A 15756-nucleotide genomic window follows, 5' to 3' on the forward strand; every position below is an offset into this window, starting at 1 on the left:
CGGTTGAGCAGGACGTGGTGTTCCTTGATCACCTCTTCCAAGATGTCCCACACCACCGGCGTGCCGGCTTCGACTTCCTTCTTGGCGGCCTTGATCGTGGTGGCGATGCCCATCGCCTCCAGCTTGGAGAAGATGAAGGGCTTGAACAGTTCCAGAGCCATCAGCTTGGGCAGGCCGCACTGGTGCAGCTTGAGCGTCGGGCCCACGGTGATGACCGAACGGCCGGAGTAGTCGACGCGCTTGCCCAGCAGGTTCTGGCGGAAGCGCCCCCCCTTGCCCTTGATCATGTCGGCCAGCGACTTCAGTGCACGCTTGTTCGCGCCGGTCATCGCCTTGCCGCGGCGGCCGTTGTCCAGCAACGAATCCACGGCCTCTTGCAGCATGCGCTTTTCGTTGCGCACGATGATCTCGGGCGCCTTGAGCTCGAGCAGCCGCGCCAGGCGGTTGTTGCGGTTGATGACGCGACGGTACAGATCGTTGAGGTCGGAGGTCGCAAAGCGGCCGCCGTCCAGCGGGACCAGAGGGCGCAGATCCGGCGGCAGCACCGGCAGCACATCCATGATCATCCACTGCGGCTTGATGCCCGACTTCTTGAACGCCTCGAGCACCTTCAAGCGCTTGGAGTTCTTCTTGATCTTGAGCTCGGAGCCCGTCATGTCGTTGCGGATCTTCTCGATCTCGACATCCAGGTCCATGTCCTCGAGCAGCTTCTTGATGCCCTCGGCGCCCATCATCGCGACGAACTCGTCGCCGTACTCCTTGCGTTTGGCGTCATAGTCGTCCTCGGACATGATGCTGTACTTCTTCAGCGGAGTCATGCCGGGGTCGACGACCACGTAGGCCTCGAAGTACAGCACACGCTCGATGTCGCGCAGCGTCATGTCCAGCACCAGGCCCAGACGCGACGGCAGGCTCTTGAGGAACCAGATGTGCGCACAGGGCGCGGCCAGGTCGATGTGGCCCATGCGCTCGCGGCGCACCTTGGTCTGGGTCACCTCAACGCCGCACTTCTCGCAGATCACGCCGCGGTGCTTCAGGCGCTTGTACTTTCCGCACAGGCACTCGTAGTCCTTGATCGGGCCGAAGATCTTCGCGCAGAACAGGCCGTCACGCTCGGGCTTGAAGGTGCGGTAGTTGATGGTCTCGGGCTTCTTCACCTCGCCGAAGGACCACGAACGGATCTTCTCGGGCGAGGCCAGCCCGATGCGGATCGCGTCGAAGTGTTCGTCGGGCGTGAACTGCTTGAACAGGTCCAGCAAACCTTTCATGAGGTTCTCCTATTCCTTCTTTAGTTGCGCTCGAGCTCGATGTCGATACCCAGCGAACGAATTTCCTTGACGAGCACGTTGAAGGACTCGGGCATGCCGGCGTCGATCGCGTGTTCACCCTTGACGATGTTCTCGTAGACCTTGGTGCGGCCGTTCACGTCGTCGGACTTGACGGTCAGCATCTCCTGCAGCACGTAGGACGCGCCATAGGCCTCCAGCGCCCAGACTTCCATCTCGCCAAAGCGCTGGCCGCCGAACTGCGCCTTGCCGCCCAGCGGCTGCTGGGTGACCAGGCTGTACGGGCCGGTCGAGCGGGCGTGCATCTTGTCGTCCACCAGGTGGTGCAGCTTGAGCACGTGCATGTAGCCCACGGTGACCGGACGCTCGAAGGCATCGCCCGTGCGGCCGTCGTAGAGCGTGGCCTGGGTGCGCGTGGACGTCAGCCCCTTCTTGGCCGCGATGTCGTCCGGGTAGGCGAGCTGCAGCATCGCGCGGATCTCCTCCTCGGTCGCGCCGTCGAAAACCGGCGTCGCGAAGGGCACGCCCTGCGACAGGTTGTGCGCCATCTCGAGGATCTCGTCGTCGCTGAGTTGGCTGAGATCCTCGGTGCGGCCACCGGACTTGTTGTAGAGCTCGTCGAGGAACTTGCGCAGTTCGGCCACGCGGGCTTCGCGTTGCAACATGTCGCCGATACGCTGACCGATGCCTTTGGCGGCCCAGCCCAGGTGCACTTCCAGCACCTGCCCCACGTTCATGCGCGAAGGCACGCCCAGAGGGTTGAGCACGATGTCGGCGGGCGTGCCGTCGGCCATGTAGGGCATGTCCTCGACCGGCACGATCTTGGAGACCACCCCCTTGTTGCCGTGGCGGCCGGCCATCTTGTCGCCGGGCTGCAGGCGGCGCTTGACGGCCAGGTACACCTTCACCATCTTGAGCACACCCGCGGGCAACTCGTCGCCCTGCGTGAGTTTCTTGCGCTTCTCTTCGAAGGCCAGGTCGAAGCTGTGGCGGGTCTGTTCGAGCGAGTTCTTGATCGACTCGAGCTGGTTGGCCACGTCTTCGTCGGCCGGCCGGATGTCGAACCAGTGGTACTTCTCGACCTCGGCGAGATAGTCCTTGGTGATCGTCGTGCCCTTGGCCAGCTTCTTCGGACCGCCGTTGGCAGTTTTGCCCACCAGCAGCTTCTCGATCCGGTCGAAGGCGTCGGCCTCGACGATGCGCAACTGGTCGTTGAGGTCCAGGCGGAAGCGCTTGAGTTCGTCGTCGATGATCTGCTGGGCACGCTTGTCACGCTGGATGCCTTCGCGGGTGAAGACCTGCACGTCGATGACGGTGCCAGCCGTGCCCTGATCCACGCGCAGCGAGGTGTCCTTCACGTCGGAGGCCTTCTCGCCGAAGATGGCACGCAGCAGCTTTTCCTCCGGCGTCAGCGTGGTTTCGCCCTTGGGGGTGACCTTGCCGACCAGCACGTCGCCGGCCTGCACCTCGGCGCCGATGTAGACGATGCCAGATTCGTCCAGGCGCGAGAGCTGGTGCTCGGACAGGTTCGGGATGTCGCGGGTGATCTCCTCCGGGCCCAGCTTGGTGTCGCGGGCCATCACCACCAGTTCCTCGATGTGGATCGAGGTGTAGCGGTCGTCGGCGACGACACGCTCGCTGATGAGGATGGAGTCCTCGAAGTTGTAGCCGTTCCAGGGCATGAAGGCCACCAGCATGTTCTGGCCCAGGGCCAGTTCGCCGATGTCGGTGGAGGCGCCATCGGCAATGATGTCGCCAGCTTGCACCTGATCCCCGCGCCGCACGATGGGGCGCTGGTGGATGTTGGTGTTCTGGTTGGAGCGCTGGTACTTGATGAGGTTGTAGATGTCCACGCCGACTTCGCCGACCACCGTCTCCTCGTCGTTGACGCGGATCACGATGCGGTTGGTATCGACATAGTCCACCACGCCGCCACGGCGGGCGGCCACGACGGTGCCCGAGTCCTTGGCGGCCACACGCTCGACACCCGTGCCCACGAAGGCCTTCTCGGGACGCAGCACCGGCACGGCTTGGCGCTGCATGTTCGCACCCATCAGCGCCCGGTTCGCGTCATCGTGCTCCAGGAAGGGCACGAGCGAGGCCGCCACGGACACGATCTGGGTCGGCGCCACGTCCATGTACTGAATACGCTCAGGCGAGGTCAGCACCGACTCGCCGTGCTCGCGCGCGGACACCAGCTCGTCGATGAGGCGGCCGTCCTTGTCCAGCGTCGCGTTGGCCTGGGCGATGACGTACTTGCCTTCCTGGATGGCCGACAGGTACTCGATCTCGTTGGTGACCTTGCCATCGACCACCCGGCGATACGGCGTCTCGAGGAAGCCGTACTCGTTCAGGCGCGCGTACAGGGCCAGCGAGTTGATCAGGCCGATGTTCGGGCCTTCCGGTGTCTCGATCGGGCACACGCGGCCGTAGTGCGTCGGGTGCACGTCGCGCACCTCGAAGCCGGCACGCTCGCGGGTCAGACCGCCCGGGCCAAGGGCCGAGACGCGGCGCTTGTGCGTGATCTCCGACAGCGGATTGGTCTGGTCCATGAACTGCGAGAGCTGGCTCGCCCCGAAGAACTCCTTCAGTGCCGCGGAGATCGGCTTGGAGTTGATCAGGTCGTGCGGCATCAGGGACTCGGTCTCGGCCTGGCCCAGGCGCTCCTTGACGGCCTTCTCGATGCGGGCCAGGCCCGAACGGTACTGGTTCTCGGCCAGCTCGCCCACGCAGCGCACGCGGCGGTTGCCCAGGTGGTCGATGTCGTCGACTTCGCCGCGTCCGTTGCGCAGATCCACCAGGATCTTCACGACGTCGAGGATGTCCTCGTTGGACAGCGTCATCGCGCCTTCGGCCGTGTCGCGGCCCACCCGGGCGTTGAACTTCATGCGGCCCACGCGCGACAGGTCGTAGGTGTCGGGGTTGTAGAACAGCCGGTTGAACAGGGCCTGGACGGCATCCTCCGTCGGGGGCTCGCCGGGGCGCATCATGCGGTAGATCGCCACACGGGCGGCCAGCTCGTCGGCGGTCTCGTCGATGGCCAGGGTCTGGCTGATGTAGCCCCCCTGGTCGAGCTCATTGGTGTACAGGCACTGGATGTCCTTGATGCCCGCGGCACGCAGCTTCTTCAGCAGCGATTCGGTCAGCTCGTCATTGGCCTTGGCGATGATCTCGCCGGTCTCGGGGTCGATCTGGTTCTTCGCCAGCACACGGCCGACGAGGAAATCCTCGGGCACGGTGATGAACTGCGTGCCCGACTGCTCCAGCACACGGGTGTGGCGCGCGGTGATGCGCTTGTCCTTCTCGACGACGACATTGCCCGACTTGTCGGTGATGTCGAAACGGGCCACCTCGCCCTTCAGGCGCTCGGCCACGAACTCCATCTGGGCGCCCGAGTCCATCAGGCGGAAGTTGTCGAACACGAAGAAGTGGGCGAGGATCTGCTCGGGCGTCAGGCCGATGGCCTTGAGCAGGATCGTGACCGGCATCTTGCGGCGGCGGTCGACGCGGAAGTACAGAATGTCCTTCGGGTCGAATTCGAAATCGAGCCAGGAGCCGCGGTAGGGGATGATGCGCGCGGAAAACAGCAGCTTGCCGCTGGAGTGGGTCTTGCCCTTGTCGTGCTCGAAGAACACGCCGGGCGAGCGGTGGAGCTGGGAGACGATCACGCGCTCGGTGCCGTTGACGATGAAGGAGCCGTAGTCCGTCATGAGCGGCACTTCGCCCATGTAGACCTCCTGCTCCTTGATCTCCTTGACCGTCTTGGCCTGCGGGCTCTCGCGGTCATAGATGATCATCTGCAGCTTCGCGCGCACGGCCGCCGCGTAGGTCAGGCCCCGCTGTTGGCATTCGCGCACGTCGAACGGAGGCTTGGCGATGTTGTACTCGATGAACTTCATCTCCACGAACCCGTTGTGCGACACGATCGGGAACGCGGAGAGGAAGGCAGCCTGCAGCCCCTCGGGCTTGCGCTGGGCGGGCGGTACGTCCTTTTGCAGGAAGGCGACGTAGGAGTCCTTCTGCATCGTCAGGAGGTAGGGAACATCGAGCACGCTTTCGCGTTTGCCGAAGCTTTTGCGAATGCGCTTGCGCTCGGTGTAGCTGTAGGTTTTTGCTTGCGCCATAAACACTCCGTGTCGAAGACCACCGTCTGGCCGTTGACGGCGTTTCGTTCGGCGACTGGCTATCCAGACCTTGCGTCTGAAGCTTGGTGGCTGGCCACTACCAGCCGCTGGCGGACAACCCCGGCATTGCACCGCGGCCCGACCAAAGCCGTGCTCCTGCAGTCGGATCAGAGAACACTTGGAAAGAGGCTTGGCATCGTGCCTTCAAACCCCTTTCCAGGTGCTCTCCAGGGGCATCCCCCGGAAAGCGCAAAAGGCTGGGGGCCCCAACAGGCTCCCAGCCCCCGCGGTCGCGCCCGATTACTTGAGCTCGACCTTGGCGCCGGCTTCTTCCAGCTTCTTCTTGGCGGCCTCGGCGTCGGCCTTGGCGATGCCTTCCTTGACGGGCTTCGGAGCGCCGTCCACCAGGTCTTTGGCTTCCTTCAGGCCCAGGCCGGTGATCTCGCGCACGGCCTTGATGACCGACACCTTGTTGGCGCCGGCATCGGCCAGCACCACGGTGAACTCGGTCTTCTCTTCGGCCGCAGCCGCGGCGGCGCCGCCGCCGGCAGCCGCCGGAGCCGCCATCGCGGCGGCGGACACGCCGAACTTCTCCTCGATGGCCTTCACCAGGTCATTGAGTTCCATGACGGACATGGTGTCCAGGGCGGCCAGGAAAGCGTCTTTGTCGAATGCCATGATAGGTTTCCTAAATCTTGAAAAAGGTTGAAGAGGGGACGTCAGGCGGCTGCGGCCTCACCGCGCTTCTCGGCCAGCGCGGCCAGGACGCGCGCGGTACGGGCCACCGGCGACATGAGCAGGCCCGCCAGCTGCGACAGCAGGACTTCCTTGCTCGGGATGGACGCCAGGGCCTTGATGCCCTCGCTGTCCAGCGCCTTGCCGTTGTACGCACCGGCCTTCAGGACCAGCTTGTCGTTGCCCTTGGCAAAATCGGCCAGGATCTTGGCCGCCGCCACGGCGTCTTCCGAAAAACCGTAGATCAGCGGACCGACCATGTGGTCACCGACCACCTCGAAGGACGTGCCGGCCACGGCACGGCGCGCAAGGGTGTTCTTCAGCACGTGAAGGTACACCCCCTTTTCGCGCGCCTGCCTGCGCAGCGCGTCCATCTGGGCGACGGTGAGTCCACGGTACTCGGCCAGCGCCAGCGTCTGTGACTTGGCCGCCTGGGCCGCCACTTCCGCCACGACGGTTGCTTTCTCGTTGCGATTGAGACTCAAGGTCTGCTCCTCACATCACGCATCCGTGTCGCCACGGATGCACCCGGGTTCAGCGACCTGCGTTCAGGAAACCGGACGGTTCTTGCGAATCCGTCCCACATCCGTTCAGCGGGACCGCCATCTGCGTTGGCTTCGGCTGCGGCCTTCGCGGCCCTCGCCTCGATTAAGCAGCCCTTGCGGGCTGCGCCAACGGTCTTTGATAGCCCACCTGCGTCCGGGGACACAGGTGGCCCACCAATGCTTCGGTGCCGCGCTTCGACCGGGCGCGGCACCACGTTCACATCAGGCGTTCGGCGCCGTGGTGATCGAGGCGGCGTCCACACGCACGCCCACACCCATCGTCGACGACACGGCCACCTTGCGCAGGTAGACGCCCTTGCTGGAGGCCGGCTTGGCCTTGTTCAGGGCCTCGAGCAGCGCGGCCAGGTTGCCCTTGAGCTTGTCGGTATCGAACGAACGGCGACCGATCGTGCCGTGCACGATGCCGGCCTTGTCGACGCGGAACTGCACCTGACCGGCCTTGGCGTTCTTCACCGCGGTGGCCACATCGGGCGTCACGGTGCCGACCTTGGGGTTGGGCATCAGACCGCGCGGACCCAGGATCTGGCCGAGGGTACCGACCACACGCATCGTGTCCGGCGAGGCGATCACGACGTCGAAATTGATGTTGCCGGCTTTGATCTGTTCGGCCAGGTCTTCCATGCCGACCACATCGGCGCCGGCGGCCTTGGCCTCTTCAGCCTTGGCACCCTGCGCGAACACGGCCACGCGCTTGGTCTTGCCGGTGCCGTTGGGCAGCACGACGGCACCACGCACCACCTGGTCAGACTTCTTGGCATCCACGCCCAGTTGCACGGCCACGTCGATGGACTCATCGAACTTGGCGGTGGCGCACGCCTTGACGATCTGGAGGGCCTCGTCGATCGGGTACAGCTTGGTGCTGTCCACCTTGCCCTGCAGGGCCTTTTGACGCTTCGTGAGCTTGGCCATGTTCAGACTCCTTCCACCGACACGCCCATGGAGCGGGCCGAACCTGCAATCGTCTTGACCGCGGCGTCGAGGTCGGCGGCCGTCAGGTCCTTGAGCTTGGTCTTGGCGATCTCCTCGAGCTGGGCGCGGGTGATCTTGCCCACCTTCTCGACGTGCGGACGGCTGGAGCCCTTGTCGAGCTTGAGTGCCTTCTTGATCAGCACGGTCGCCGGCGGGGTCTTGATGACGAAGGTGAAGGACTTGTCTGCAAACGCGGTGATCACCACCGGCAGCATCAGACCGGGCTCCATGCCCTGGGTCTGGGCGTTGAACGCCTTGCAGAACTCCATGATGTTCAGGCCGCGCTGACCCAGCGCCGGACCCACCGGAGGCGAAGGATTGGCTTTGCCTGCCGGGATTTGCAGCTTGATGAAGCCGACAATCTTCTTGGCCATGATTTCTCCAGTCACACCTCCTGCGGCCACGCGGGAGGTGTTGAGTACAAACGCCAGGGACCGCGGCTTGCGCCTTCCCCTGGCTCCTCGTCACGGTGTCACGTCACCGTCAGCAACGGGCCGGGTTCGCTGCACGACAGTGCGGCGGGCCCCGGCCAGGCCTCAAACCTTTTCCACCTGATGGAAATCGAGCTCCACCGGCGTGGCGCGGCCGAAGATGGTGACCGACACGCGCACTTTGGACTTGTCGTAGTTGACTTCCTCGATGGCGCCATTGAAGTCGGTGAAGGGGCCTTCCTTGACGCGCACGATCTCACCCACCTCCCACTCAACCTTGGGTCGGGGCTTCTCGAAGCCTTCCTGCATCTGGTTGACGATCTTCATGACTTCGTCTTCCGAGATGGGCACCGGACGGTTCTTGGCGCCGCCGACGAAGCCAGTCACCTTCGAGGTGTGCTTCACCAGATGCCAGGTGTCGTCGTCCATCACCATTTCCACCAGCACGTAGCCGGGGAAGAAGCGGCGCTCGGTCACGGCCTTCTTGCCGTTCTTGACCTCGACCACCTCTTCGGTGGGCACCAGGATGCGGCCGAACTTGTCTTGCATGCCGGCGCGGTCGATGCGCTCGCGCAGATTGCGCTCCACGGCCTTCTCCATGCCCGAGTAGGCATGGACCACGTACCAGCGTTTGACCGGGCCTTCGTTTGCGGTTGTCGTCACGTCAGTCACCTCAACCCCTCCAGCCCAGGATCAGGTCGTACAGGACCCACTCCAGCGTCTTGTCGGTCAGCCACAGGAACAGCGCCATCACCACCACGAAGGCGAAGACGTAGCCGGTCATCTGCAGCGCCTCCTTGCGGCTGGGCCAGACGACCTTGCGCACCTCGCGGGCGGCCTCGCGGCCGAAGCCGATGAGCTGCCTGCCCGGCTCGGAGGTGAAGAACACCACGACGGCCACCAGCAGCAGCCCCAGCAGCGCGAGCACACGCACCCAGGCGTCCTGCTGGCCCAGCAGGTAGTAGGCCGCCACGGCACCCAGCACCAGCAGGGCAGCCACGGCCAGTTTGGCCTTGTCAGCCCCGGTGGAGACGGTTTCGACTTGAGCTTGGGTCATTTGTCTTGTCTACAACGCGGCAGGCACTCTCAGGAGGCCCACCACCTATCAGCAGCAAAGCCCGCCGGGCTCATCGGGCCCTTTCGGGCCCCGCCTGCGGGCTGCTGGGCGACCAGACCGGTCTTGGCAATCGCGTGGATTCACCTCGAGGATCTGGCAGGGGCAGAGGGAATCGAACCCCCAACCTTCGGTTTTGGAGACCGACGCTCTGCCAATTGAGCTATGCCCCTAGAACACCTTTCCTTACTCGATGATCTTGGCCACGACGCCGGCGCCGACGGTGCGGCCGCCTTCGCGGATGGCAAAGCGCAGACCCTCTTCCATGGCGATCGGTGCGATCAGCTTGACCGTGATCGACACGTTGTCGCCCGGCATCACCATCTCCTTGTCCTTGGGCAGCTCAATGGCGCCCGTCACATCGGTGGTGCGGAAGTAAAACTGCGGACGGTAGTTGTTGAAGAACGGCGTGTGGCGCCCGCCCTCTTCCTTGCTCAGCACGTACACCTCGGCCGTGAAGTGCGTGTGCGGCGTGATCGAGCCCGGCTTGGCCAGCACCTGGCCGCGCTCGACTTCCTCCCGCTTGGTGCCGCGCAGCAAAATCCCCACGTTGTCGCCCGCCTGGCCCTGGTCGAGCAGCTTGCGGAACATCTCCACGCCCGTGCAGGTCGTCTTGGCCGTCGGACGGATGCCCACGATCTCGATTTCGTCACCCACCTTGATGACGCCGCGCTCCACACGACCGGTCACCACCGTGCCCCGCCCAGAGATCGAGAACACGTCTTCCACCGGCATCAGGAACGTGCCGTCCACCGCACGCTCGGGCGTGGGAATGTAGGTGTCCAGCGCCTCGGCCAGCTTCATGATGGCCTGCTCGCCCAGCTCGCCCTTGTCGCCTTCGAGCGCCAGCTTGGCCGAACCCTTCACGATGGGCGTGTCGTCCCCAGGAAACTCGTACTTGGACAGCAGCTCGCGAACCTCCATCTCGACGAGCTCCAGCAGCTCGGCGTCGTCGACCATGTCGCACTTGTTCAGGAACACGATGATGTACGGCACCCCCACCTGACGGGCCAGCAAAATGTGCTCGCGCGTCTGCGGCATCGGGCCGTCAGCGGCCGACACCACCAAAATCGCACCGTCCATCTGCGCCGCACCCGTGATCATGTTCTTCACGTAGTCCGCATGCCCCGGGCAGTCCACGTGCGCATAGTGACGGTTGGCCGTCTCGTACTCCACGTGCGCCGTGTTGATCGTGATCCCGCGCGCCTTCTCCTCCGGCGCCGCATCAATCTGATCGTACGCCTTGGCCTCGCCGCCATACTTCGACGCCAGAATCGTCGTGATCGCCGCCGTCAGCGTCGTCTTGCCATGGTCCACGTGACCAATCGTCCCCACGTTCACGTGCGGCTTGGTCCGCTCAAACTTGCCTTTTGCCATTTTTCGGATCTCCTGACGGCGCAATGCCGGGTTGGACGATGAGAGGGGTGGTGCCCATGACGCGGATCGAACGCGTGACCTCTCCCTTACCAAGGGAGTGCTCTACCACTGAGCCACATGGGCATCGACACGGGTTTGGGCGCTCGGGCGCGTCACCCAAACCCGTGCCGACGGTCCTGCTGGAGCGGGAGACGGGAATCGAACCCGCGTCATTAGCTTGGAAGGCTAAGGTTCTACCATTGAACTACTCCCGCAAAGGAGTCGCTTCCCATCACCGACTCGTCACGCCCGCGCGCCAGCAAGCCCGCACGGACGCCTTCCATCGTTTCGCCTGGTGGAGGGGGCTGGATTCGAACCAGCGTAGGCGTAAGCCAACAGATTTACAGTCTGCCCCCTTTAGCCACTCGGGCACCCCTCCGCGGCGAACCACAGATTATATGTTGAGTTTTCGTCGCTGCCAATGCCCCCCGGGATCCCATGCCGCTCACCAGGCGATCTCGCCGTGCCCGCGCGCGGCCAGCCAGGCGTTGGCCCGGCTGAAGTGGCGGCAGCCCAGGAACGGCTCGGGCGGGCGACGCGCCGACAGCGGCGACGGGTGGTTGCAGGCCAAGACGGCATGACGGTGCGCATCGATCAGGACCCGCTTGGCCTGCGCGCTGCCCCCCCAGAGCAGGAACACGCAACCCGGCGAGCGCTCCGAGACGATGCGGATCAAGGCATCGGTGAGAACCTCCCAGCCGCGGCCAGCGTGGCTGCCCGGACGGCCCTCTTCGACGGTGAGGACGGTGTTGAGCAGCAGCACCCCCTGCGCCGCCCAGCGGCCCAGGTCACCGCTGGCAGGCGATGGTCGCCCCGTATCGTCGTTGACCTCCTGATAGATGTTGCGCAGGCTCGGGGGCAGGCGCTGCCCTTCGGGCACCGAGAAGGCCAGGCCCTGGGCCTGTCCGGGCCGGTGGTAGGGGTCCTGGCCGAGGATGAGCACGCGCACCGCCTGCGGCCCCCCATCCTCCAGGGCGCGGAAGACGCGGGCGGGATAGACCCGCGAGCCGGCGCGCACGCGCTCGTCGACGAAGTCGATGAGCGCGCGCCCGGTCTCACTGGCGCGGAAGGTCTCGGTCACGGCCCGCCAGCCTGCCCCGACGCGGTCGAAGCAGGCGTCCAGTGGCTCGCGCAGACGGTTGTCGGCCTCGCCCGCCGGGGCGAAGAGCTCGGCCTGGGCGCTCACGCGAACAGGGCCGCCAGGGCCTGGCCGGGATCGTCGGCACGCATGAAGGCTTCGCCAACGAGGAAGGCATGCACGCCCGCCTCGCGCATGCGCCGCACGTCGGCGCGCGTGAGGATGCCCGATTCGGTGACCAGCAGGCGGTCGGACGGCACCGCGGGCAGCAGGCCCAGCGTGGTGTCCAGGCGGACCTCGAAGCTGCGCAGGTCGCGGTTGTTGATGCCCACCAGCGGGGTCTTCAGGCGCAAGGCCCGCTCGAGTTCGGCACCGTCGTGCACCTCCACCAGCACCGCCATGCCCAGACCGAGCGCCACGGCCTCGAGGTCGGCCATCTGCGCATCGTCCAGGCAGGCGGCGATCAGCAGGATGCAATCGGCTCCCCAGGCACGGGCCTCGACGACCTGGTATTCGTCGATCATGAAGTCCTTGCGCAGCACCGGCAGCGTGCAGGCGGCCCGGGCCTCGTGCAGGTATTGCGGCGCCCCCTGGAAGAAGCGCTCATCGGTGAGCACCGACAGGCAGGCCGCGCCGTGGCGGGCGTAGCTGGCGGCGATCTCGGCGGGCACGAAGTGCTCGCGCAGCACGCCCTTGCTGGGGCTGGCCTTCTTGACCTCGGCAATCACGCCGGCGCCGCCGGCGGCAATGCGTTGACGCAGGGCGCCGACGAAGTCGCGCTGGCCGCCGAGTGCCTCGGCCTGTCGGCGCGGGCTGGGCGGGTCGCGCGCGCAACGGGCGGCAGCCACCTCCTCGCGCTTGACCTCGACGATGCGGTGCAGGATGTCGCTCATCTCAACCCTTCCCGCCCAGTTTCTGGGTGACGGCGACGAACTGGCTGAGCTTGGCCAGGGCCTTGCCCGAGGCCACGGCCTCGCGGGCCAGGCGCACGCCCTCGGTGATGGACGGGGCGACGTTGGCGCAGTACAGCGCCCCCGCAGCATTGAGCAGCACGATGTCACGCACCGGGCCGTCCTCGTTGGCCAGCGCACGCTGGATGCATTGCACCGACTCCTCCTTGCTGGCCACACGCAGCACGCGGGCGTCGTAGACCGGCAGGCCGAAGTCGGCCGGGTGGACGGTGTACTCGCGCACTTCGCCATCCTTGAGCTCACCGACCATCGTCTCGCCCGACAGCGAGATCTCGTCCATGCCGTTCATGCCGTAGACGATCATCACGTGCTCGGCGCCCAGGCGCTGCAGCACGCGCACCTGGATGCCCACCAGGTCGGGGTGGAAAACGCCCATGAGCTGGTGGGGGGCGCCGGCCGGGTTGGTGAGCGGCCCCAGGATGTTGAAGAGGGTGCGCACGCCCAGCTCCTTGCGCACCGGCGCGGCGTGCTTCATCGAGCCGTGGTGGTTGGGGGCGAACATGAAGCCGATGCCGGTCTCGGCCAGGCAGGTGGCCACCTGCTCGGGCGTCAGCATGATGTTGGCCCCCAGGGCCTCGAGCACGTCGGCACTGCCGGTGCTGGACGAGACCGCCCGCCCGCCGTGTTTGGCCACGCGCGCACCGGCGGCTGCGGCCACGATCATCGCGGCGGTGGAGATGTTGAAGGTGTGGGCCGCATCGCCGCCGGTGCCGCACAGGTCGACGAGATGGGTCTTGTCAGGCACCGGCACCGGCGTGGCGAACTCGCGCATGACCTGGGCGGCGGCGGCGATCTCGCCGATGGTTTCTTTCTTGACGCGCAGGCCGATGGCCAAGGCGGCAATCATCACCGGCGACATCTCGCCGCTCATGATGCGCCGCATCAGCGCGAGCATCTCGTCGTGGAAGATCTCGCGATGCTCGATGACACGGGTCAGGGCCTCGGTGTTGGTGATGGGCATCGGTGCCTCCTCAGTGCAAGTTCAGGAAGTTCTTCAGCATCGCGTGGCCGTGCTCGCTGAGGATGGACTCCGGGTGGAACTGCACCCCCTCCAGCGGCGTGCGGGTGCCGGCCAGGGCGGTGTGGCGCACGCCCATGATCTCGCCATCGTCGGTGGTGGCGGTGATCTCCAGCTCGGCCGGCAAGGTCTCGCGCTCGATGGCCAGCGAGTGGTAGCGCACCACGCTGAACTGGCGGGGCAGGCCGGTGTAGACGCCCCGTCCGTCGGTGGTGATGGTGCTGAGCTTGCCATGCATCTGCACCTGGGCGCGCACGATGCGCCCGCCCAGGGCCGCGCCGATGCTCTGGTGACCCAGGCACACGCCCAGGATGGGCAGCTGCCCCATGAAATGGCGGATGGCCTCGATGCAGATGCCGGCCTCGGCCGGCGAGCACGGGCCGGGCGAGAGCACGAGGTGGTCGGGCTTGAGGCCTGCGATGCCTTCGAGCGTGATCTCGTCGTTGCGGAAGACGCGCACCTCCTCGCCCAGTTCGCCGAAGTACTGCACAAGGTTGTAGGTGAAGGAGTCGTAGTTGTCGATCATCAGCAGCATGGTCGTCTCCTTCGCGCTCAGAAGCCTTCTTCCACCAGCTCGGCCGCGCGGATCAGGGCACGGGCCTTCACCTCGGTCTCGCGCCATTCCATCTCGGGCACCGAATCGGCCACCACGCCGGCCGCGGCCTGCACGTACAGGGTGTTGTCTTTGACAATGCCGGTGCGGATGGCGATGGCCACGTCCATGTCCCCCGCGAAGCTGAGGTAGCCGCAGGCGCCACCGTAGATGCCGCGCTGGACCGGCTCGAGTTCGTCGATGATCTCCATCGCGCGGATCTTGGGCGCCCCGGTGAGGGTGCCGGCGGGGAAGCTGGCGCGCAGGACGTCGAGGTTGGTCATGCCCGGCTTGAGCAGGCCTTCGACGTTGCTGACGATGTGCATCACATGGGAGTAGCGCTCGACGACGAAGGCCTCGGTCACCTTGACGCTGCCGGTCTGGGCGATGCGGCCGATGTCGTTGCGCGCCAGGTCGATGAGCATGAGATGCTCGGCGCGCTCCTTGGGGTCGGCCAGCAGCTCCTCTTCCAGCGCCTTGTCCTGCTCGGGCGTGGCGCCGCGCGGGCGGGTGCCGGCGATCGGCCGGATGGTGATCTTCTCGCCCTCGGGCGCATGCTCGTGGCGCACGAGGATCTCGGGCGAGGCGCCCACGATCTGGAAGTCGCCCATGTCGTAGAAATACATGTAGGGCGAGGGGTTGAGCGAGCGCAGCGCGCGGTACAGCGACAGTGGCGACTCGGTGTAGCGCTTCTTCAGCCGCTGGCCGATCTGCACCTGCATCATGTCGCCGGCGGCGATGTATTCCTTGGCCTTGAGCACCGCGGCCAGGTAGTCGTCCTTGGCGAATTCGCGTTCCACCGGGTGCGAGACGCCGCGGCGCACCGGCGGCGCGGTGACGCTGTACTTGAGCTTGTCGGTGAGTTCGGCCAGGCGGCGCTTGGCCCGGAAATAGGCCTCGGGCTCACGCGGGTCGGCATAGACGATGAGGTAGAGCCGGCCCGAGAGGTTGTCGATGACGGCCAGTTCCTCGGTCTGCAGCAGAAAGATGTCGGGCGTGCCGATCCCGCCGTCCTTGCGCCCCCTGGCGAGCCGAGGCTCGATGTAGCGCACGGTGTCATAGCCGAAGTAGCCCGCCAGCCCGCCGCAAAAGCGCGGCAGCCCGGGGCGCAGCGCCACCTTGAAGCGCGACTGGTACTGCGCAATGAAATCCAGCGGGTTGCCCTCGTGGCGCTCGACGATCTGGCCGTCGGTGTAGACCTCGGTGACCGGGCCGGTGCTGCGCAGCCAGGTGCGCGCGGGCAGGCCGATGAAGGAGTAGCGCCCGAAGCGCTCGCCGCCGACGACGGACTCCAGCAGGAAACTGTGGCGGCCCTGGCCGCTGCCGTAGGCGAGCTTCAGGTACAACGAGAGTGGGGTTTCGAGGTCGGCAAACGCCTCGGCGATGAGCGGAATGCGGTTGTAGCCTTGCTGGGACAGGCTCTTGAATTCGAGTTCGGTGATCACGGGGCCCTCCT

General features: G+C 65.7%; 13 protein-coding genes, 4 tRNA genes and 1 pseudogene. All 18 read right to left on the reverse strand.

Annotation, left to right across the window (positions count from 1 at the left end; all coding sequences use genetic code 11):
• Positions 1-1268 (reverse strand): annotated as a pseudogene (locus ACK42S_RS01120) (DNA-directed RNA polymerase subunit beta'); the annotation flags it as partial.
• Between the two features lie 20 nt (positions 1269-1288).
• A complete protein-coding gene (rpoB, locus tag ACK42S_RS01125) occupies positions 1289-5410 on the reverse strand; it encodes a DNA-directed RNA polymerase subunit beta (RefSeq protein ID WP_409702392.1) in 4122 nt (1373 codons plus the stop codon).
• Positions 5411-5710: 300 nt separating this feature from the next.
• Positions 5711-6088: a 50S ribosomal protein L7/L12 gene (rplL, locus tag ACK42S_RS01130; protein WP_409702393.1), complete on the reverse strand. Its 378-nt coding sequence runs from the start codon at positions 6086-6088 to the stop codon at positions 5711-5713.
• 41 nt (positions 6089-6129) lie between these two features.
• Entirely contained in the window at positions 6130-6630 is a 501-nt protein-coding gene (gene rplJ, locus ACK42S_RS01135; protein WP_409702395.1) for a 50S ribosomal protein L10, read from the reverse strand.
• A 282-nt stretch (positions 6631-6912) separates the two neighbouring features.
• Positions 6913-7620 (reverse strand): 50S ribosomal protein L1, encoded by a 708-nt coding sequence (rplA, locus tag ACK42S_RS01140; RefSeq protein ID WP_409702397.1) that lies wholly within the window; start codon positions 7618-7620, stop codon positions 6913-6915.
• A 2-nt stretch (positions 7621-7622) separates the two neighbouring features.
• Complete coding sequence (gene rplK, locus ACK42S_RS01145; RefSeq protein WP_409702399.1) at positions 7623-8054, reverse strand: 50S ribosomal protein L11; 432 nt, start codon at positions 8052-8054, stop codon at positions 7623-7625.
• 162 nt (positions 8055-8216) lie between these two features.
• Positions 8217-8774 carry a transcription termination/antitermination protein NusG gene (nusG, locus tag ACK42S_RS01150; protein WP_409702401.1) on the reverse strand — a complete coding sequence of 186 codons (558 nt, stop codon included), beginning with the start codon at positions 8772-8774 and terminating at the stop codon, positions 8217-8219.
• Between the two features lie 10 nt (positions 8775-8784).
• Positions 8785-9168: a preprotein translocase subunit SecE gene (secE, locus tag ACK42S_RS01155; RefSeq protein WP_409702403.1), complete on the reverse strand. Its 384-nt coding sequence runs from the start codon at positions 9166-9168 to the stop codon at positions 8785-8787.
• 154 nt (positions 9169-9322) lie between these two features.
• A tRNA-Trp gene (locus ACK42S_RS01160) sits at positions 9323-9398 on the reverse strand.
• Between the two features lie 13 nt (positions 9399-9411).
• On the reverse strand, positions 9412-10602 hold the full coding sequence (tuf, locus tag ACK42S_RS01165; protein WP_409702405.1) for an elongation factor Tu: 1191 nt from the start codon (positions 10600-10602) through the stop codon (positions 9412-9414).
• A gap of 48 nt (positions 10603-10650) precedes the next feature.
• Positions 10651-10725 (reverse strand) — tRNA-Thr (locus ACK42S_RS01170).
• 57 nt (positions 10726-10782) lie between these two features.
• A tRNA-Gly gene (locus ACK42S_RS01175) sits at positions 10783-10856 on the reverse strand.
• A 78-nt stretch (positions 10857-10934) separates the two neighbouring features.
• A tRNA-Tyr gene (locus tag ACK42S_RS01180) sits at positions 10935-11020 on the reverse strand.
• 66 nt (positions 11021-11086) lie between these two features.
• A complete protein-coding gene (locus tag ACK42S_RS01185; RefSeq protein ID WP_409702466.1) occupies positions 11087-11776 on the reverse strand; it encodes a uracil-DNA glycosylase in 690 nt (229 codons plus the stop codon).
• A gap of 47 nt (positions 11777-11823) precedes the next feature.
• Complete coding sequence (gene trpC / locus ACK42S_RS01190) at positions 11824-12612, reverse strand: indole-3-glycerol phosphate synthase TrpC (protein WP_409702407.1); 789 nt, start codon at positions 12610-12612, stop codon at positions 11824-11826.
• Between the two features lies 1 nt (position 12613).
• Positions 12614-13651 carry an anthranilate phosphoribosyltransferase gene (gene trpD, locus ACK42S_RS01195; protein ID WP_409702409.1) on the reverse strand — a complete coding sequence of 346 codons (1038 nt, stop codon included), beginning with the start codon at positions 13649-13651 and terminating at the stop codon, positions 12614-12616.
• A 10-nt stretch (positions 13652-13661) separates the two neighbouring features.
• Positions 13662-14243: an anthranilate synthase component II gene (locus ACK42S_RS01200; RefSeq protein ID WP_409702411.1), complete on the reverse strand. Its 582-nt coding sequence runs from the start codon at positions 14241-14243 to the stop codon at positions 13662-13664.
• A 17-nt stretch (positions 14244-14260) separates the two neighbouring features.
• Entirely contained in the window at positions 14261-15745 is a 1485-nt protein-coding gene (gene trpE, locus ACK42S_RS01205) for an anthranilate synthase component I (protein WP_409702413.1), read from the reverse strand.
• Between the last annotated feature and the right edge of the window lie 11 nt (positions 15746-15756).

Origin of the sequence: Caldimonas sp. (genome assembly GCF_046289365.1) — a bacterium.
In the GTDB taxonomy this organism is placed as follows: domain Bacteria; phylum Pseudomonadota; class Gammaproteobacteria; order Burkholderiales; family Burkholderiaceae_C; genus Caldimonas.